Origin of the sequence: Burkholderia cepacia, assembly GCF_001039005.1 — a bacterium.
In the GTDB taxonomy this organism is placed as follows: Bacteria; Pseudomonadota; Gammaproteobacteria; order Burkholderiales; family Burkholderiaceae; genus Burkholderia; species Burkholderia theae.
Genome location: NZ_LDWR01000022.1, coordinates 1 through 19,214 on the forward strand (window position 1 = coordinate 1; position 19,214 = coordinate 19,214).

At 66.7% G+C, this 19,214-nt stretch carries 15 protein-coding genes and 1 rRNA gene; 11 read left to right on the forward strand and 5 right to left on the reverse strand.

Features of this window, described 5'->3' with window-relative positions; translation table 11 throughout:
• Positions 1–92: 92 nt before the first annotated feature.
• Both rrf and VL15_RS14010 read left to right on the forward strand, forming a co-directional pair.
• Positions 93–205: ribosomal RNA gene (rrf, locus tag VL15_RS14005) — 5S ribosomal RNA — on the forward strand.
• A gap of 390 nt (positions 206–595) precedes the next feature.
• Positions 596–2,425 (forward strand): methyl-accepting chemotaxis protein, encoded by a 1,830-nt coding sequence (locus VL15_RS14010; RefSeq protein WP_048246230.1) that lies wholly within the window; start codon positions 596–598, stop codon positions 2,423–2,425.
• 106 nt (positions 2,426–2,531) lie between these two features.
• Here VL15_RS14010 and VL15_RS14015 read toward each other — a convergent pair whose 3' ends face one another.
• Positions 2,532–2,903 carry a nuclear transport factor 2 family protein gene (locus VL15_RS14015; RefSeq protein WP_048246231.1) on the reverse strand — a complete coding sequence of 124 codons (372 nt, stop codon included), beginning with the start codon at positions 2,901–2,903 and terminating at the stop codon, positions 2,532–2,534.
• Between the two features lie 102 nt (positions 2,904–3,005).
• Positions 3,006–3,605: a hypothetical protein gene (locus VL15_RS14020; protein WP_048246232.1), complete on the reverse strand. Its 600-nt coding sequence runs from the start codon at positions 3,603–3,605 to the stop codon at positions 3,006–3,008.
• A 384-nt stretch (positions 3,606–3,989) separates the two neighbouring features.
• Here VL15_RS14020 and VL15_RS14025 point away from each other — a divergent pair, with 384 nt between their 5' ends.
• The 3 genes from VL15_RS14025 to VL15_RS14035 all read left to right on the forward strand — a co-directional run bounded on the left by VL15_RS14025 (position 3,990) and on the right by VL15_RS14035 (position 8,708).
• On the forward strand, positions 3,990–5,495 hold the full coding sequence (locus VL15_RS14025; protein WP_048246233.1) for an aldehyde dehydrogenase: 1,506 nt from the start codon (positions 3,990–3,992) through the stop codon (positions 5,493–5,495).
• 95 nt (positions 5,496–5,590) lie between these two features.
• Positions 5,591–6,982, forward strand: coding sequence for an aspartate aminotransferase family protein (locus VL15_RS14030; protein WP_048246234.1), 1,392 nt, complete (start codon positions 5,591–5,593; stop codon positions 6,980–6,982).
• A gap of 316 nt (positions 6,983–7,298) precedes the next feature.
• On the forward strand, positions 7,299–8,708 hold the full coding sequence (locus tag VL15_RS14035) for a purine-cytosine permease family protein (RefSeq protein ID WP_048246235.1): 1,410 nt from the start codon (positions 7,299–7,301) through the stop codon (positions 8,706–8,708).
• A gap of 32 nt (positions 8,709–8,740) precedes the next feature.
• Here VL15_RS14035 and VL15_RS41950 read toward each other — a convergent pair whose 3' ends face one another.
• A complete protein-coding gene (locus VL15_RS41950; protein WP_155420209.1) occupies positions 8,741–8,911 on the reverse strand; it encodes a hypothetical protein in 171 nt (56 codons plus the stop codon).
• A gap of 136 nt (positions 8,912–9,047) precedes the next feature.
• Positions 9,048–10,052 carry an AraC family transcriptional regulator gene (locus VL15_RS14040; RefSeq protein WP_048246236.1) on the reverse strand — a complete coding sequence of 335 codons (1,005 nt, stop codon included), beginning with the start codon at positions 10,050–10,052 and terminating at the stop codon, positions 9,048–9,050.
• A gap of 145 nt (positions 10,053–10,197) precedes the next feature.
• On the opposite strand from VL15_RS14040, the gene VL15_RS14045 reads away from it, so the two are divergent.
• From VL15_RS14045 to VL15_RS14055, 3 genes are read left to right on the forward strand one after another with little or no spacing between them, the layout of a single operon-like run.
• Positions 10,198–11,865 carry an acyl-CoA synthetase gene (locus tag VL15_RS14045; protein WP_048246237.1) on the forward strand — a complete coding sequence of 556 codons (1,668 nt, stop codon included), beginning with the start codon at positions 10,198–10,200 and terminating at the stop codon, positions 11,863–11,865.
• 13 nt (positions 11,866–11,878) lie between these two features.
• Entirely contained in the window at positions 11,879–12,646 is a 768-nt protein-coding gene (locus tag VL15_RS14050; RefSeq protein WP_048246238.1) for a 3-hydroxyacyl-CoA dehydrogenase, read from the forward strand.
• A gap of 18 nt (positions 12,647–12,664) precedes the next feature.
• A complete protein-coding gene (locus VL15_RS14055) occupies positions 12,665–13,855 on the forward strand; it encodes an acetyl-CoA C-acetyltransferase (RefSeq protein WP_048246239.1) in 1,191 nt (396 codons plus the stop codon).
• Between the two features lie 100 nt (positions 13,856–13,955).
• Here the strand turns inward: VL15_RS14055 and VL15_RS14060 are convergent, their stop codons facing one another.
• Positions 13,956–14,648, reverse strand: coding sequence for a TetR/AcrR family transcriptional regulator (locus tag VL15_RS14060; protein WP_048246240.1), 693 nt, complete (start codon positions 14,646–14,648; stop codon positions 13,956–13,958).
• A gap of 366 nt (positions 14,649–15,014) precedes the next feature.
• Between VL15_RS14060 and VL15_RS14065 the strand changes: the two genes are divergently transcribed.
• The 3 genes from VL15_RS14065 to preA all read left to right on the forward strand — a co-directional run bounded on the left by VL15_RS14065 (position 15,015) and on the right by preA (position 19,129).
• The gene (locus VL15_RS14065) at positions 15,015–16,295 is read left to right on the forward strand and encodes a Zn-dependent hydrolase (protein ID WP_048246241.1); all 1,281 of its coding nucleotides are present in this window, start codon (positions 15,015–15,017) and stop codon (positions 16,293–16,295) included.
• 127 nt (positions 16,296–16,422) lie between these two features.
• Positions 16,423–17,760, forward strand: coding sequence for an NAD(P)-dependent oxidoreductase (locus VL15_RS14070; RefSeq protein WP_048246242.1), 1,338 nt, complete (start codon positions 16,423–16,425; stop codon positions 17,758–17,760).
• Positions 17,761–17,818: 58 nt separating this feature from the next.
• Positions 17,819–19,129, forward strand: coding sequence for an NAD-dependent dihydropyrimidine dehydrogenase subunit PreA (preA, locus tag VL15_RS14075; RefSeq protein WP_048246243.1), 1,311 nt, complete (start codon positions 17,819–17,821; stop codon positions 19,127–19,129).
• Positions 19,130–19,214: the final 85 nt, after the last annotated feature.

Sequence of the window (19,214 nt, forward strand, 5' to 3'; positions counted from 1 at the left end):
ACCGCGTACGTGTGAGATACAACCTCACAACCCAAAATTACTGCTTCTTCCAAGATTGGTCGCGCTGCGAAGCAGCGCGACAACCCTCTTTGCCTGATGACCATAGCGAGTCGGTCCCACCCCTTCCCATCCCGAACAGGACCGTGAAACGACTCTACGCCGATGATAGTGCGGATTCCCGTGTGAAAGTAGGTAATCGTCAGGCTCCCTAAGCCAGAAACCCCCGCCCGAAAGGCGGGGGTTTTTGCATTGGCGCGGCGGAAATGCATGCGCACCGGCAAAGCGCCAACATAGCCGAACTGGGCACCGATGATGTCGACTCAGGCCCCCGCTGTTCTCGAGCGATCCGCAGCACCGCGCCACCGAAATCTCCTGGCACCTTCTCCCCTGTACGTCCCACAGACAGCCAGCACGGTAGTCTGATCTTTCCGGATCAGTCTCGTCCACGCCCAACTCCGTAGTCCCCGCCGATCCGCCGCCCACACTGGTCTGGCCAGTCAGGCCTTAAGTTCCTGCAACCGCTGTCGTTAAACAGGACGTTGCCGGCTTTCGGCGACCCCATTCAAATAACGTGGTTACGGAGATCGAAGTCATCATGCTGTCGTCGATACGCGCTCGGATACTTGCGACCTGCGTCGCCATTGTGGTCACGGCGCTGGCCGTCACGGGGGGGCTGGTCTATTACGTCGTCAAGAACCACAACGACGAGACCATCGATCAGAATCACAAGTCGATCCTCGCCGGGCACGCGCTGGCGATCAACGAATGGGTGGCCAGCAGAAGCCGGGAAACCCAGGCGCTCGCAGACACGATCGCGATCGGCGAGGGCGACCCGCTGCCGGCGCTGAAGTTGCTCGGCAAGTCGGGCGGCTTCGAAGTGCTGACGCTGGGCCTGCCGGACAAGACCGCGTTCTCGAACGTCCCGCTCGCGCCCGGTTACGATCCGACTGCACGGCCCTGGTACAAGCAAGCCGTCAGCGCGGGGCACCTGGTCGTGACGGCACTCTACCGTGATGCGACGACCGGCAAGCCGGCTGTTGCGTTCGCGGTGCCCGTGGTGCGCGACGGCGCAGTGAAGGGCGTGCTGGCAGCCAGCCTGTTCATGGAGAGCGTGAGTTCGATCGTGACCTCCGTCCACCCGACGCCGGCGAGCTTCGCGTTCATGGTGGACAAGAGCGGGCGTGTGATCGCGTCGGCCAAGACCGATCTGATCATGAAGCCCGCGACCGACCTCTCGCCTGCGCTCGACGCCGACCACCTCGGTGCTCTGCAGGCAACGTCCGCACCCGTTGCAGTCGACATCGACGGGGCCACCACGCTGGTCCGCGCGCAACCGATCGCCGGCACCGATTGGTCGCTGTTGCTCGCGCTCGACAAGGCGGACGTGACGGCCGGCATGCGTGCGGTCGCGACGACGACGCTGGCTGCCATCCTGATCGTCGCCGTCATCGCGGCGGCGCTCGTCGGCGCGATGACGAACGCGGCCTTCAAGCGCATTCTGATGGTTCGCGATGCGCTCACGGATGTCTCGAGCGGCAGCGGCGACCTGACGAAGCGCCTGCCTGCCGACGGATCGGACGAAGCCGCGCAGATCGCGCATGCGTTCAACCTGTTCGCCGAAAAGATCAGCACGATCCTGCTGCAGATCCGCGAGTTCAGCGAATCCGTCAACCTCGCGAGCGCCGAGATCGCGCAGGGCAACCAGGATCTGTCCAGCCGGACCGAACACGCGGCGTCGAGCTTGCAGGAAACCGCCGCCGCGCTCGAGGAGATCGCCGGCACGGCCCGCAATTCGGCCGATGCCGCAAGCCAGGTGAGTCGTCTGGCGGAATCGGCGTCGGATGTCGCGCTGCGTGGCGGCACGGTCGTCAGCGAGGTCGTCTCGACGATGAACGACATCACGCAAGCGTCCGGCGAGATCGCCAACATCGTGGGCGTGATCGACGGCATCGCGTTCCAGACCAACATTCTCGCGTTGAACGCGGCGGTCGAGGCTGCACGTGCGAACGAGCACGGCCGCGGCTTTGCGGTCGTCGCGGGCGAGGTGCGTGCGCTCGCGCAGCGTAGCGCGCAGGCTGCCAAGGAAATCAAGCAGCTGATTCACTCGTCGGTCGAGAAGATCGAGGGGGGCTCCGGGCTCGTCCAGACGGCCGGCGCGACGATGGACGAAATCGTCGAGGGCGTACGCAACATCACGAGCGTGATTGCCGAAATTACCGTCGCCGCGAAGGAGCAAAGCACGGGGCTCGAGCAAGTGAATCAGGCGGTGTCGCAGCTCGATAACGCGACGCAGCAGAACGCGGCGCTCGTCGAACAGTCGGCGGCTGCCGCGACGTTGCTGCGCGAACAGGCTGCCCAGCTCGCGCAGACGGTCGGCGAGTTCAAGCTTGAAGACAGCCGTGCGTCGAGGTTGCAGTCCGCTTGACGAGACGCGCACCGGCTACGTCTACCCCCGGCGTGGGCAGGCGTAGCAGTCTGCCCCGGGCCTTCCCCCGCGCATGCACGCTCGGATGGCCGGAACCGGGCGCAGCCTACATGACCTGCGAAGCATGCCCGGCGACGACGCGCCAGCCGGCGCCTGATCGACGCCACAGGCGCGTATAGGCAAACGTACCGTCGAACGCCGTGCCGTCGAACCGGCCGGCGAGCGTCGCCTTCGTCGTGGTCAGGATCATCTCGTCGATCGCGCATGCGCGCGTCGCGTGGAAATCGAGCTGGTCGAGGCGCAGAAGTTTCGCGCGATGCGCGGACAGATCGTCCTCCTTCGAGATGATCTGGCCGGTCGGGACGGTGAACACCAGCGCGTCGTCCAGCAGCGCATCGAGCGCGTCGACATCGTTGGCCAGCATCGCTGTGCGCAGTGCGGCTTCGTAGGGTTCGATGACGGTACGGATTGCATCCATGTCGGGGTCTCTCAGGGTCTCTGAAGGTGGGTGGTTCTGCTCATCGGCGGCGACTCGTTGCAGCAAGCAGCGTACTCCGGACACAGCACCGACGCACAACACCTACCGCGCGCTCGACAGCGATTGACGCCGCGCGAGCATCACCAGGCAGATGCCGATCGACGCGACGATGTTGACGGCCGGATAGAACGCGACCGCGATACTCCATGTGCTCAGTGCCAGCAACGCCAGCGCGTACTTGAGCACGCACAGCGCGAAATAGGCGAGGCTCTCGCTCCACGGATCGCGGATCGTCTTGCGCACGGTCGGGCCGAGGCCGGCAAGCTCGATCAGCGTGACCAGACAGATCGAGACCGTCGGATCGTCGGTCAGCATCCACAGCGGAATCGCCGACAGGGCCGCACCCAGAAAAACCCAGTCGAGGCCTGTCCAGCCGCGTTCGCCGCGAAAGATGCTGGCCACCAGCGTCAGAAAGCACGTGACGGCAATCGCCGCCGTACACCACGCGGACGGCCCCGCGCCCGCCACGAACTGGCCGGCGGCCGCGATCGCCGTGACGACCGACCACACGAGCCACGTGAACAGATGCGGACGAACGGTGCGCCGGTAGATCGCGAGCGCGTACGGAATCGCTGCCAGCAAAGACACGGCAGTTCCGATCACGCCAAAGATCGAAGCGGTACCCTGATCGACACTCAGCATCGACGCACCCTTGTTCGTACAGGCCGACCAGTATGTGGTCGGACGGGGCGCGGCGCAACGTCGTGCCGGCCACACGTCGCGGCGGGTCGCACGTGACATCGCACCGGCAAGCCGGTGCGATCGAACGCAAACAAACGGTACAGGGATGGCGAAGCGGCAGGAAAACCCGCTGCACGACAGCCGGATGAATAGAAATAACCTCTTCAGTGAGAAGAAAAACTGTTCTTTCAAATCTCTTTTTGATGCCCGACAGTTTGGCAACCGGACGACTGCCGCGATTCGCGGCGGTCATGGACCTCGGTCATGCCCGCTGGCGTCTTTCGTCGGGTCGAATCCAGGCGGAGAACAACGCACAAGCGCCTGGTCGTCACAACGGAGTCTTGAATGAACCCAACTTCAGCAGAAAACCATCAGCACGCGGACTGGAGACGACTCGCGGCGCAGGTCACCCCGAGAACGCTCGCGCATATCGGCGGCCGTAGCGTGCCGGCCCGAAGCGGCCGGACGTTCGCCGCAATCAATCCGGCCACCGAGGCCGTCATCGCGGAAGTCGCGGCGTGCGACGCACCGGATGTCGACGACGCGGTGCGCGCAGCACGCAACGCATTCGAATCGGGCGTCTGGTCGCGCTGCGCGCCGGCCGAGCGCAAGCGCGTGCTGTGCCGGCTCGGCGAACTCATCGCAGCGCATGGCGCGGAGCTCGCGCTGCTCGATTCGCTCAACATGGGCAAGCGCGTCGCGGACGCATTCAGCATCGACGTGCCGGCCGCAGGCGGCCTGTTCAGCTGGTACGGCGAGGCCGTCGACAAGCTGAACGGTGAAGTCGCATCGACCGACCCTGGCAATCTCGCGGTCGTCACGCGCGAACCGCTTGGCGTCGTCGGCGCCGTGGTGCCGTGGAATTTCCCGCTCGACATGGTCGCGTGGAAGGTGGCGCCGGCGCTGGCGGCCGGCAACAGCGTCGTGCTGAAGCCTGCCGAACAATCGCCGCTGTCCGCGTTGCGCCTCGCGGAGCTGGCGCTCGAGGCCGGCCTGCCGCCCGGCGTGCTGAACGTCGTGCCCGGCTACGGCGAGACCGCGGGGCGCGCGCTCGGGCTGCATCCCGACGTCGACGTGCTCGCGTTCACGGGATCGACGGTCGTCGGCAAGAAATTTCTCGAGTATGCGGCGCAGTCGAACATGAAGCAGGTGTGGCTCGAATGCGGCGGCAAGAGCCCGAACCTGGTGTTCGGCGACACGGACGATCTCGACCTCGCCGCACGCAAGGCGTGCTTCGGCATCTTCTTCAACCAGGGCGAGGTGTGTTCCGCGAACTCGCGGCTGCTGGTTCAGCGCTCGATTCACGACACGTTCGTCGATCGGCTGATCTCGCATGCGACCGCGTTCATGCCGGGCGATCCGCTCGATCCGTCGAGCGGAATGGGCGCCATCGTCGACGAGCAGCAGCATCGGCGCGTGCGCGAGTGGATCGCGCGCGGCCGCGATAGCGCGACGCTCGCGATCGGCGGAGGCGCGCCGCGCGTCGACGGCAAGGGTTACTTCATCGAGCCGACGATCTTCATCGATGTGAAGCATGACGACGCCATCGCGCGCGAGGAGATCTTCGGGCCCGTGCTGTCGGTGATGGCGTTCGACACCGAGGACGAGGCCGTCCGGCTCGCGAACGACTCGATCTACGGCCTGGCCGCGTCGCTTTGGACCGGCAGCCTGTCGCGCGCGCACCGCGTGGCGGGCCGGCTGCGCGCCGGCACGGTGTCCGTCAATACGGTCGATGCGCTGAGCGCGCAGACGCCGTTCGGCGGGTTCCGCCAGTCGGGCTTCGGCCGCGATCTTTCGCTGCACGCGATCGACAAGTACACGGGCCTCAAGACGACCTGGATCAGCTACTGATTCGACGCGGCGGGCCGCGCCGCAGCGTGCGGCGTCGGCTTCCGCGGCATGCCCGACCGCGCTTTTTATCCATAAAACGAACCGGAGACTTGCCCATGAATGCCCCCGATTTTCCGCATCGCACGACGCAGGACTATCAACGCAGCGACGCCGCACATCACCTGCATGCATTCGTCGACCAGAAGGCGCTGAACCAGGAAGGCGCGCGCGTGATGGTGCGCGGCGAAGGTGTCTATCTATGGGACAACGACGGCAACCGCTATCTGGACGGCATGTCCGGGCTGTGGTGCACCAACGTCGGCTACGGCCGGCCGGAACTGATCGACGCCGCCGCGCGGCAGATGAAGGAACTGTCCTACTACAACATGTTCTTTCATACGACGCACCCGTCGGTGATCGAGCTGTCGGAACGGCTGTTCGCGTTGCTCGGCAATCGCTTCAGTCACGTCGTGTATACCAATTCGGGATCCGAATCGAATGAGGTGCTGATCCGCACCGTGCGGCGGTTCTGGGACGTGATGGGCAAGCCTGAGAAGAAGGTGCTGATCGGTCGCGTGAACGGCTATCACGGGTCGACGGTCGGCAGCGCGTCGCTGGGCGGCATGGCGTTCATGCATGAAATGGGCGACTTGCCGATTCCGAACATCACGCACGTCGACGAACCATACTGGTATGCGAACGGCGGCGATCTGAGCCCCGAGGCATTCGGCAAGCAGGCGGCGCTGTCGCTCGAACGCAAGATCCTCGAGATCGGGGCGGATCGCGTTGCCGCGTTCGTCGCGGAACCGTTCCAGGGGGCGGGCGGGATGATCTTTCCGCCGGACGGCTACTGGCAGGAGATCGAGCGCATCTGCCGTCAGTACGACGTGCTGCTCTGCGCGGATGAAGTGATCGGCGGTTTCGGCCGCACCGGCGAGTGGTTCGCGCACCGTCACTTCGGCTTCGAGCCCGACCTGATCTGCGTAGCCAAGGGCTTGACGTCAGGCTACGTGCCGATGGGCGGCCTGATCATGAGCCGGCGCGTCGGCGATGCGCTGGTCCAGAAGGGCGGCGTCTACGCGCACGGGCTGACCTATTCGGGGCACCCGGTCGCGGCGGCCGTCGCGCTGGCCAACCTCGACGTGCTCGAGCGCGAACGCCTCGTCGAGCGGACCAAGACGGATACCGGCCCGTATCTGCAGCAGGCACTGCGCGACGCATTCGACGGCCATCCGCTGGTGGGCGAGATCCAGGGCGTGGGCGCGGTCGGCGCGATCCAGTTCGCGAAGAACAAGGCGACGCGCGAGCGCTTCGAGAACGAGGCCGATCTGACCTGGCACAGCCGGACGGTCGGCTTCGAACTCGGCGCGATCGTGCGTTCGACGAACGGCCGCCTGATCGTTGCACCGCCGCTGGTGATCGATCACGCGCAAATCGACGAACTGGTCGGCACGATGCGCAAGGCGGTGGATGCAACCGCACGCGAAGTGCTCGGGATCGACTGTTGACCGGTTGAGCGACGCGCTTTCGTCCGGCGACGGACGGGCGGAAGCGCAATGGCCGGCGGGTTTCGCTCCGGAGATTGGCATGTTGATTTCAGTCTCCGGAGCGGATATCCGAGACGCTGAAGAGCGGGCTTCAAGGGTATAGCAGCGCGATCGAACGATGTGGTGGTTTTCATGCAGTAGTTAGGATTGCAAATAACAAAAGATCACTAACTGAAGATCGCATGCTTCATGCGGACCAGAGCGTTCGCGTCACATCGAGTGCATTGCCTCCACTGCCCGCGAACCGCGAACATCACAACAGAAACAAGGAGACGACATGAGTCAGGGCGAGTCCATTGCTCATCTCGAGGAAAGCACCATCCAGCCGATTCCGCTGACCGAGCGGCACGGTAGCGCGAAGGACCTGTTCACGATCTGGTTCGGGTCGAACATCATGATGCTGACGATCGTCACCGGATCGCTCGCGACGACGGTGTTCAAGCAGCCGTTCTGGTGGGCGGCGCTTGCCACGCTCGTCGGCAGCCTGATCGGTGCGGTCTTCATGGCGCTGCACGCCGCGCAGGGGCCGCAGCTCGGCGTGCCGCAGATGATCCAGACCCGCGGGCAGTTCGGGTCGTTCGGCGCGCTGCTCGTGGTCGTGCTCGTGGTCGTGATGTATGTGGGTTTCTTCGCGTCGAACTGCGTGTTCGGCGGGCAGGCGCTGCACAGCCTCAGCCCGGACATGCCGCTCGACGCCGGCGTCGTGGTGATCAGCCTGATCAGCCTGCTCGGATCGATCTACGGCTACAAGCTGATCCACGCGTATGCGCGGTTGCTGAGCTGGTGCTCGGGCAGTGTGCTCGTGCTGGCGTTCGTATGGATCATCTTCGTGCACGGGCTGCCGGCCGATACGTTCTCGAAGCATTCGCTGAACCTGTCCGGCTTCCTCGGCGCGATGTCGGTCGCCGCACTGTGGCAGATCGCTTACGCGCCCTACGTGTCGGACTATTCGCGCTACCTGCCGCCCGATACGGGGCCGCGCACCGCGTTCTGGTCGAGCTACTGGGGCTGCGTGCTGGGCTCGTTCTTCCCGATGCTGCTCGGCTGCCTGGTCGGTCTCGCGACGCCCGACGGCAACGTCGTGAGCGGCCTCACCGGTCTCACGCAAGGGATCAGCGTGCTCGTGATCGTCGTGCTGTCGTTCGGTATCGCGGCCAGCAATGCGATGGAACTGTATTGCGGCGCGTTGTCGGCGATCACCGTGCTGCAGACGCTCTTTCCGTCGTGGTCGGGCAAGGCGCGTGCGCGGGCGATCACCGCGATCGTCCTGTGCGGCATCGCGCTCGCGATCGCGTTGTTCGGGCAGAACAATTTCCTCGCGGGCTACACGAACTTCATCCTGTTGCTGCTGTACGTGCTCGTGCCTTGGACGGCGATCAATCTCGTCGATTACTACCTCGTGTGCCACGGCGAGTACGACGTCGATTCGTTCTTCCGGCAGGACGGTGGTATTTACGGGCGCTTCAACACGATCGCGGTCGGGTCGTATTTCATCGGGATCGTCGCGCAGGCGCCGTTCATGGCGACCGATCTCTATACGGGCGAACTGGCGAGCCGGCTCGGCGGCGCGGATGTCTCGTGGATCGTCGGACTGTCGCTGACGTCGCTCGTCTACTACGCGGGCTGCAAGCTGTTCTCGCGGCCGCTGCATGGCGTTGCCGCGAGCGTTGACGGAATTTCCCGCTGAGTTCGTGGAGTGGCGATGGCGCAGGCGTTATGTCACGGCACGAATGCGCGCAGGCGTTCGGCGTGGGCTTCGAGCCCGTCGAGCTCGAGATAGTGACTGAGTGTGCCGGCGCGAACCTGGCTCGCGTCGGCCGTGAGCTTGCGCAGCAGCGTCGCGCTCGCCGCGCGGTAGGCGGCAGTCGCGTTGATGCCTTGTGCCGACAATGCCGCGCCGATCAGGCGCGCGCTGTCCGCACCGCCGCCGGCGACGCAGGGTGGCGATCACCGTCGCGTGACGGGATTTTCGCCTTCGCCGCGCGCCCGCTGAGATGATCGCCAGCCGCATCATCGCGCCCGCGATTCAAAGCTCCGCCTCCGCCGCATGCACGTCACGCCGGAACGCACCGGGGCTGGTACCCGTCCATTTGCGGAACGCGCGATGAAACGCGCTCGGCTCGGTGAAGCCGAGTTCGGCCGCGATCTCCGCGACGCTGAGCGCGTGCCCGCGCAGCAGCGACTGGGCGAGCGCGCCACGTAGCTCGTCCTTGATCGCCGCGAAGCTTTGCCCTTCGCTGCGCAAACGCCGTCGCAGCGTCGCGGGTGTCGTGCCGAGGCGGACGGCCAGCGTGTCGAAATCGGGCCACTCGGCGGCCGGCAGCGCCTTCAGGTGCGCGCGCGTCTTCGCGACCCAGCCGGTGTCGTGCCGGTAGCGGACGAGCAGGTTGCCGGGCGCGCCGCGCAGGAAAGTCTTCAACGCTTGCCCGGTACGGATCGTCGGCAGCGCGAGGTACGCGGCGTTGAACGCGAGCCGGCTGTCGGGCCGATCGAAATGCACGGGCACGCCGAAAAACTGGTGATAGTCGCTGCGCTGGTCGGGGCTCGGGCACGCGAAATCGATGCGCTGCAACGGGATGCGCCGGCCGATCAGCCAGCACGCGACGCCGAGCAGGATCAGCCAGAAGGTCCGGTACGCGAACGCCGGGTACGGCGCACCCGACTGCGTCAGCACGATCTGCGCCTGCCCGTCGGCGACGACGAGCTCGCCGTGCGGCTCGTCCAGCACCACGCGCAAGAACTGCAGCGCTCGTCGCAGCGCTTTTTCGAGCGTGCCGGCGTCCAGCACCGCGTGGCACAGCAGCGTGAAGCTGCCGTGCCGCATCGGGCGCGCGGCGAGCCCGAAGAATTCGTCGTCGATCGTGCCGGCGATCGCGAGCCACAGCCGCCCGTACTGCTGCGGCGTGACGGGCTCGCGCACGGCGGCCGGCAGGCCGGCGGCGCGCAGCACGGGCGCTGTCGGGATGCGTTGCCGGCGCAGGCACGCGAGCGCGTCGTCGACGAAATCCGGCGAAATCATCTGCGGCCCCATTTTCCTGCATCCTCCCGACATGGCAAAAGCGATCACGATTCTAGATTCTGTTTGTCATTGATTGCAATGTCACGGCTGTCTACTATCGATGTATCCCCCGTCGCGCCCCCGGCTCGCCGGCGGTCATAACGCACAGGAGACACGCATGCCTGATGGAGCAACCGCCCGGGCGGTGCCGGCCTACGCCGACGCCGTGGCCCGGTTCAGTATCGAGACCGCCGCGACGCAGCTGCACGGCGACCTGGAGCGTGGCCTGAACGCATGCGTCGAATGTTGCGACCGGCACGCATCGGCGGACGCGATCGCGCTCGACTGGATCGATGCGGGCGGGCAGCACCACAGCTTCACGTTCGCGCAGATGCAGGCGCTGTCGGCACGCGTCGCGAACCTGCTCGTCGCGCAGGGCGTGAAGCCGGGCGACGTGGTGGCCGGCCTGTTGCCGCGTACGCCTGAGCTTGTCGCGACGATCCTCGGCACGTGGCGTGCGGGTGCCGTCTATCAGCCGCTGTTCACCGCGTTCGGCCCGAAGGCGATCGAGCATCGGCTGCGGATGAGCGACGCGCGCCTGATCGTGACCAACGTCGCGAATCGCGCCAAGCTCGACGAGATCGCCGAGTGCCCGCCCGTCGCGACGGTGCGCGAACCGGGTGACGCGCTGCCGGCGCGCGACATCGATTTCCGCGCGGCGCTCGACGCGCAGTCCGACACGTTCGAACCGGTGCCGCGCAAGGGCACGGACCTGTTCATGATGATGTCGACGTCCGGCACGACGGGCTTGCCGAAGGGCGTGCCGGTGCCGCTGCGCGCATTGCTCGCGTTCGGCGCCTACATGCGCGAGGCGGTCGACCTGCGCGACGGCGACCGGTTCTGGAACATCGCCGATCCGGGCTGGGCGTACGGCCTTTATTACGCGATCACGGGCCCGCTGTTGCTCGGCCATGCGACGACGCTCCACGAGGGCGGCTTCACGGTCGACAGCACGTACGACGTGATCGAACGGCTCGGGATCACGAGCCTCGCCGGTTCGCCGACCGCGTTCCGGATGCTGATGGCGGCCGGTACGGAAGCGGCGACGCGCGTGAAGGGCAAGCTGCGCGTGGTCAGCAGCGCGGGCGAACCGCTGAATCCGGAAGTCGTGCGCTGGTTCGACGCGGCGCTCGGCGCGCCGATCTACGATCACTACGGCCAGACCGAACTCGGGATGGTCGTGAACAACCATCACGGTCTCAGGCACGTCGTCCATCCGGGATCGGCCGGTTTCGCGATGCCGGGCTATCGCGTCGCGGTGCTCGACGACGCGAGCCGCGAGCTCGGCCCCGGCGAGCCCGGCAATCTCGCGATCGACATCGCGCGCTCGCCGCTGCTGTGGTTCGACGGTTACTGGCAGCAGGACACGCCGGCGATCGCGGGCGGCTACTACCGCACCGGCGACAACGTCGAGCTGGAGCCGGACGGCACCGTGAGCTTCATCGGCCGCGCGGACGACGTGATCACGTCGTCCGGCTACCGGATCGGCCCGTTCGACGTGGAAAGTGCGTTGATCGAGCATCCGGCCGTCAGCGAGGCCGCCGTCATCGGCGTGCCCGATCCGGAGCGCACGGAGATCGTGAAGGCGTTTGTCGTGCTGTCGAAGGGCTTCGACGACACGCCGGCGCTGGCCGAGGAGCTGAGCCTGCATGTGAAGCGGCGGCTGTCCGCTCACGCGTATCCGCGCGCGATCGACTTCGTCGACGCGCTGCCGAAAACCCCGAGCGGCAAGATCCAGCGCTTCGTGTTGCGCAAGATGGAAGCCGAGAAGGCCGCTCAACCCTGAATACGGATTGCTAATGAATATCAAGGATCGCGTTTTTCTGATTACGGGCGCTGGTTCGGGCCTTGGCGCCGCGGTGGCGCGCATGGTCGTCGCGGAAGGCGGCAAGGCGGTGCTGCTGGACGTCAATGACGATGCCGGCGCGAGCCTCGCGCACGAACTCGGCGAATCCGCGCGCTTCGTGAAGACCGACGTGACGAGCGAAGCCGATGGCCAGGCGGCCGTCGCCGCTGCCCGCGACGCGTTCGGCCGCATCGACGCGCTCGTCAACTGCGCGGGCGTCGCGCCGGGCGAGAAGGTCGTCGGCCGCGAAGGCCCGCACTCGCTCGATCGTTTCGCGCGCGCGGTGTCGATCAATCTCGTCGGCACGTTCAACATGATCCGGCTGGCCGCCGACGCGATGTCGAAGCAGGGCGCCGATGCGGAAGGCGAGCGCGGCGTGATCGTCAACACCGCGTCGGTCGCGGCGTTCGACGGGCAGATCGGGCAGGCCGCATATGCGGCGTCGAAGAGCGGTGTGGTAGGCATGACGCTGCCGATCGCGCGCGAACTCGCGCGGTTCGGCATTCGCGTCGTGACGGTCGCGCCCGGCATCTTCGCGACGCCGATGATGGCCGGCATGCCGCAGGACGTGCAGGATGCGCTCGGCAAGAGCGTGCCGTTCCCGCCGCGGCTTGGCCGCCCGGAAGAATTTGCGGCGCTGGTGCGCCACATCGCCGAGAACACGATGCTGAACGGCGAAGTCATCCGTCTCGATGGCGCGTTGCGCATGGCACCGCGCTGACACTGGAGGAAGCGAATCATGACGACTCAGGATCCGATCGTAATCGTTGGTATGGCGCGTACGCCGATGGGCGGTTTTCAGGGCGACCTGGCGGCGGCGAGCGCGAGCGAGCTTGGCGCGGTAGCCATTCGTGCGGCGCTCGAGCGCGCGAACATGCCGGCCGAGCGCATCGATGAAATCGTGTTCGGCTGCGTGCTGCCGGCCGGGCAGGGCCAGGCGCCGGCGCGGCAGGCCGCTCTGAAGGCCGGGCTGCCGCTCGCGGCGGGCGCGACCACGGTCAACAAGATGTGCGGCTCGGGGATGAAGGCCGCGATGTTCGCGCACGACCTGCTGCTGGCGGGGTCGGCGGGCGTGGCCGTCGCGGGCGGGATGGAGAGCATGACGAATGCGCCGTACCTGCTGCCGAAGGCGCGCGCGGGGATGCGTATGGGTCACGGCCAGGTGCTCGACCACATGTTCCTCGACGGGCTCGAGGACGCGTATGAAAAAGGCCGCCTGATGGGCACGTTCGCCGAGGACTGCGCGCAGGCCTACCAGTTCACGCGCGAAGCACAGGATGCGTTCGCGATCGCGTCGCTGACGCGCGCGCAACGCGCGATCGCGGAAGGACACTTCGTGTCGGAGATCGCGCCGGTGACCGTGAAGGCCGGCAAGACCGAAGTCATCGTGTCGATCGACGAGCAGCCGGGCAAGGCGAAACTCGACAAGATCCCGACGCTGAAGCCGGCATTCCGCGACGGCGGCACCGTGACGGCAGCCAATGCGTCGTCGATCTCGGACGGTGCGGCCGCGCTCGTGATGATGCGCCGCTCGGAAGCCGAGCGCCTCGGCCTCACGCCGAAGGCCGTGATCGTCGGGCATTCGACCCACGCGGACAAGCCGGGCCTGTTCGCGACCGCGCCGATCGGCGCGTTGCGCAAGCTGTCGGAGAAAACCGGCTGGAACCTGCGCGACATCGACCTGTTCGAGATCAACGAAGCGTTCGCGGTGGTGCCGATGGCCGCGATGCGCGATCTCGACCTGCCGCACGAGAAAGTCAACGTACACGGCGGCGCGTGTGCGCTCGGCCATCCGATCGGTGCGTCGGGTGCGCGCGTGATGGTGACGCTGCTGGCCGCGCTCGAAACGTACGGCCTGAAGCGCGGCGTCGCGTCGCTGTGCATCGGCGGCGGCGAGGCGACGGCCATCGCGATCGAGCGTATCGCGTAACGCTGGCACACACGCTGCGATACGGGCGACGGGTATCGCGCAGGAAGCCCCTGTGCGCGGCCCGTCGCCCGTCTTGTTTGTGCCGGATCGCGCGGCTGCGTTAGCGCTTCGCGTGCGGCGACACGGCGCCGCACGCACGAATCACGAACTGCACGACCTGCTCGGTCTTCTCGTCGAACGCCTTCTGCGTGAATGCGCGCTTGCCGCTCAGCGCGCGGATCTGCGCGTCGAAATCCGCATAGTGCTGCGTGGTCGCCCAGATCAGGTACATCAGCGCATGCGCGTCGATCGGCGCGAGCAGCCCGCGCGCGATCCAGCCGTCGATCACCTTCACGCGCGTGTCGAACCACGGTTTCACGCGTTGCGACAGGATGTCCTGCATGTGCTCCGCGCCCTGGATGATCTCGTTGGCCCAGACCTTCGAGCCGAGCGGGCGCCGCCGCGACAGCGCCATCTTCGCGCGCACGTAGCCGCCGATCGCTTCCACCGGATCGTCGTCGGCCTCGAACGAGCCGGCCGCGCGATGCCATTCCTCGAACAGGTCCTCGAGCACGCGGCGGTACAGCGCGAGCTTCGTCGGGAAGTAGTAATGCAGGTTCGCCTTCGGCAGGCCGGCGCGCTCCGCGATCATCGCGGTGCTCGCGCCGTCGAGCCCGCGCTCCGCGAACACGGCCTCCGCACAGGCGAGCAGATGCGCTTCGTTGGACTCGCGGATGTGCGCCTTGCGTCGCCGCAATGGCGCGGTCGTTTCGTCACGGCCGGTCGCTTCGGCTGCCGCCTCGTCATGTCTCATCGTTGCCCTCGCGCGGCGGGCATGCCGCGTTGGGCTTCATTCTAGCCGCTGATCCGCGTCGAACGCACGCGTGCGGACATGACGCATCCGCAGCGATGCTGCGTTGCGATGGCACGTTTCTCGCTCTATCGATCCACGCAAGAAAGACATTGCTTTGGTCATTTTGATCGTCTAAAACCTGTCCAATCGGACAGGATTCGACGAGCGGCGGAAGGTAACGTTAACCCTTCCGCCGATTCGTCGGACGAACTTCGCGAACGACCGGGACATGCACCGCACATGGGCGGGTTTGCCCCGGAATCAGGCATGGCACGCACCGGCACAGACCGGGCTGACGACATCACCGACCCCACAGGAGCGATACGAATGAACGCGGTATCGGAAGCAGTGAAGCGGCCCGTCTTCGACCCGTCGATCAAGATCGACGGCAAGCGGTTGTGGGACAGCCTGATGGAAGTCGCGAAGATCGGCGCGACGCCGAAGGGCGGCGTGTGCCGCCTCGCGCTGACCGATCTCGACAAGGCCGGCCGCGACCTGATCGTCGGCTGGGCGAAGGCGGCCGGCTGCACGGTGACGGTCGATACGATGGGCAACGTGTTCATGCGCCGCGCGGGCCGCGTGGCCGACGCGGCGCCGGTGGTCACGGGCTCGCATGCGGACTCGCAGCCGACGGGCGGCCGCTTCGACGGCATCTACGGCGTGCTCGGCGGCCTCGAGGTGATTCGCAGCCTCAACGATCACGGCATCGAGACCGAGCATCCGGTCGAGGTTGTGATCTGGACCAACGAGGAAGGCTCGCGCTTCGCGCCCGCGATGGTCGCGTCCGGTGTGTTCGCCGGCGTGTTTCCGCTCGAATACGGGCTGTCGCGCAAGGACGTCGACGGCAAGACGATCGGCGAGGAGCTGGCGCGCATCGGCTACGCGGGCGACGTGCCGTGTGGCGGACGCAAGCTGCACGCGGCATTCGAACTGCATATCGAGCAGGGGCCGATTCTCGAAGCGGAGTGCAAGACGATCGGTGTCGTGACCGATGCGCAGGGGCAGCGCTGGTACGAGATCACCTTCACCGGGCAGGAAGCGCATGCGGGGCCGACGCCGATGCCGCGCCGCCGCGATGCGCTGCTCGGCGCGTCGCGGGTGGTCGATCTCGTCAACCGGATCGGCCTCGATCACGCGCCGTTCGGCTGCGCGACGGTCGGCATGATGCAGGTCCACCCGAACTCGCGCAACGTGATCCCCGGCCGCGTGTTCTTCACGGTCGATTTCCGTCATCCGGACGACGCCGTGCTCGCGAAGATGGATGCCGCGCTGCGCGACGGCGTCGCGCGCATCGCCGGTGCCATCGGGCTCGAGACGGAACTCGAGCAGATTTTCTACTACAAGCCCGTCGCGTTCGATCCGGCCTGCGTGGAAGCCGTGCGCGGCGCGGCCGACCGCTTCGGCTACTCGCATCGCGACATCGTGTCGGGCGCGGGGCATGACGCGTGTTATCTCGCGCAGGTCGCGCCGACGTCGATGGTGTTCGTGCCGTGTGTCGACGGCATCAGTCACAACGAGATCGAGGATGCGACGCCCGCGTGGATCGAGGCCGGCGCGAACGTGCTGCTGCACGCGATGCTGTCGCGCGCATGCGAGCCGGCTTCATGACGCATCGACCGTAGCAGCCGGCAGGCTGCATAGCGCGCGAGCGCAGGATTCCTCAGCATGACCGCCCCGACTGTGCATTTGCAGCCGGCGGGGACGGCTTTGTCTCCACCCAGTCGAAGGAACGCGTATGACCACCAAGCCAACCGGCGATATCGCCGCGCATCGCCTGTCGTCCACGCAACTCTCGTGCGAATTCGCGGATATCGCGCCGCTGCTCGATCCGACCGCGGCAGCGGCCGCCGCGAGCCGCTGCCACTACTGCTACGACGCGCCGTGCGTGCAGGCCTGCCCGACGCAGATCGACATTCCGAGCTTCATCCGCAAGATCGGCAACGGCAACCTGAAGGGCGCCGCGACCGATATCCTGTCCGCGAATCCGCTCGGCGGGATGTGCGCGCGTGTGTGTCCGACCGAGATCCTGTGCGAAGGCGCATGCGTGCGCAACCACCAGGATTCGCAGCCCGTCGCGATCGGCGCGCTGCAGCGGCACGCGACCGACTGGGCGATGGAGACCGGCGCGGTGCGCTTCCGGCGCGCGCCCGAAACGGGCCGCCATGTCGCGGTGGTCGGTGCGGGGCCGGCCGGGCTCGCGTGCGCGCACCGGCTCGCGCTCGCCGGGCACCGCGTCACGCTGTTCGATGCACGCCCGAAGGCCGGCGGCCTCAACGAATACGGGATCGCCGCGTACAAGACCGTCGACGATTTCGCACAGCGCGAAGTCGAGTGGCTGTTGTCGGTCGGCGGCATCACGCTGGAAACGGGGGTGGCGCTCGGACGCGACATGACGCTCGATGCGCTGCGTGAGCAGCACGACGCGGTGTTTCTCGCGATGGGCCTCGGCGGCGTGCGCGCGCTCGCGATCGACGGCGAACAACTGGCTGGCGTGATGAACGCGGTCGATTTCATCGAGCAGGTGCGGCAGGCCGACGGGCTCGAGAACGTGCCGGTCGGGCGGAGGGTGGTCGTGATCGGTGGTGGCAATACGGCCATCGATGCGGCGGTGCAGAGCCGCAAGCTCGGCGCCGAGCGCGTGACGATGGTCTATCGGCGCGGCGTGGACGCGATGAGCGCAACGTGGGCCGAGCGCGAGTTCGCGCAGAAGAGCGGTGTCACGCTCGTCACGCACGCGAAGCCCGTGCGCATGGCGGGCGCGAACGGGCAGGTGACGGGCGTCGAATTCGAGGCGGCGTCGGGCGAGCGCTTCACCGTCGACGCGGACATGGTGCTGAAGGCGATCGGCCAGACGCTGGTGCCGGATGGCGTCGCGGCCGAGTTGCTGACAGCGGACGGCGCGCGTTTCGCGGTGGACGCGGACGGGCGCACCGCATGGCCGGACGTGTGGGCCGGCGGCGACTGCGCCGCGACGGACGGCATCGACCTGACGGTGCAGGCCGTGCAGGACGGCAAGCGCGCGGCTGCATCGATCGACGCGGCGCTTGCGCAGCGCGACGCGAAGGCCGCATAAGCGCACACGCACGCATCCACGCATCCACGATAGCGACCCCACTCTCACGGAGCCGAACATGGCCGACCTTCGCTGCACCATCGCGGGCATCACTTCGCCGAATCCCTTCTGGCTCGCGTCCGCGCCACCGACCGACAAGGCCTACAACGTCAACCGCGCATTCGAGGCGGGCTGGGGCGGGGTCGTCTGGAAGACGCTCGGGCTCGATCCGCACGTCGTCAACGTCAGTTCGCGCTACGGCGCCGTGCAGTGGAACGGCCAGCGCATCGCGGGGCTGAACAACATCGAGCTGATCACCGATCGTCCGCTCGACGTGAACCTGAGAGAGATCGCGCAAGTGAAGCGCGACTGGCCGGACCGCGCGCTGATCGTGTCGCTGATGGTGCCGTGCAACGAGCGCGACTGGAAATGGATCCTGCCGCTCGTCGAGGATACGGGCGCCGACGCGGTCGAGCTGAACTTCGGCTGCCCGCACGGGATGAGCGAGCGCGGGATGGGCGCGGCGGTCGGGCAGGTGCCCGAATACGTCGAGATGGTCACGCGCTGGGTGAAGGAAGGCACGAAGCTGCCGTGTCTCGTGAAGCTCACGCCGAACATCAGCGACATCCGGATGGGCTCGCGCGCCGCGTACAAGGGCGGCGCGGACGGCGTGTCGCTGATCAACACGATCAACTCGATCGTCGCGGTCGATCTCGATCACATGGCGCCGATGCCGACCGTCGACGGCAAGGGCACGCACGGCGGTTATTGCGGCCCGGCGGTCAAGCCGATCGCGCTGAACATGGTCGCGGAGATCGCGCGCGATCCGGAAACGCCGAACCTGCCGATCTCGGGCATCGGCGGCATTTCGTCGTGGCGCGACGCGGCCGAATTCATGGTGCTCGGCGCCGGTAGCGTGCAGGTGTGCACCGCGGCGATGCATTACGGCTTCCGGATCGTGTCGGACCTCGCCGACGGACTGTCGAACTGGATGGACGAAAAGGGCTACGCGACGCTCGACGACGTGCGCGGCCGGGCGGTGCCGAACGTGACCGACTGGAAATACCTGAACCTGAAATACGACATCAAGGCGCGCATCGACCAGGACCGCTGCATCCAGTGCGGGCTGTGCCATATCGCATGCGAGGACACGTCGCACCAGGCGATCACGCGCGAGAAGGACGGCGTGCGTCATTTCGAAGTGATCGACTCGGAATGCGTCGGGTGCAATCTTTGCATGCATGTGTGTCCGGTCGAGCAATGCATCACGATGGAGCGCGTTGATTCGGGCGACTACGCGAACTGGACCACGCATCCGAACAACCCGGCGAGTGCGGATGCGGGGGCGGGCCCGGCAGGGGCACCCGAGAAACACGCGAAGGCGGCTTGACCTGCATCCGGCGGCGCGGGAGATCCGGCGCCGCTGTTGTTCGTTCCCCTGGGCCGGCATCGCGCGATGCCGGCGCTGACGTTTA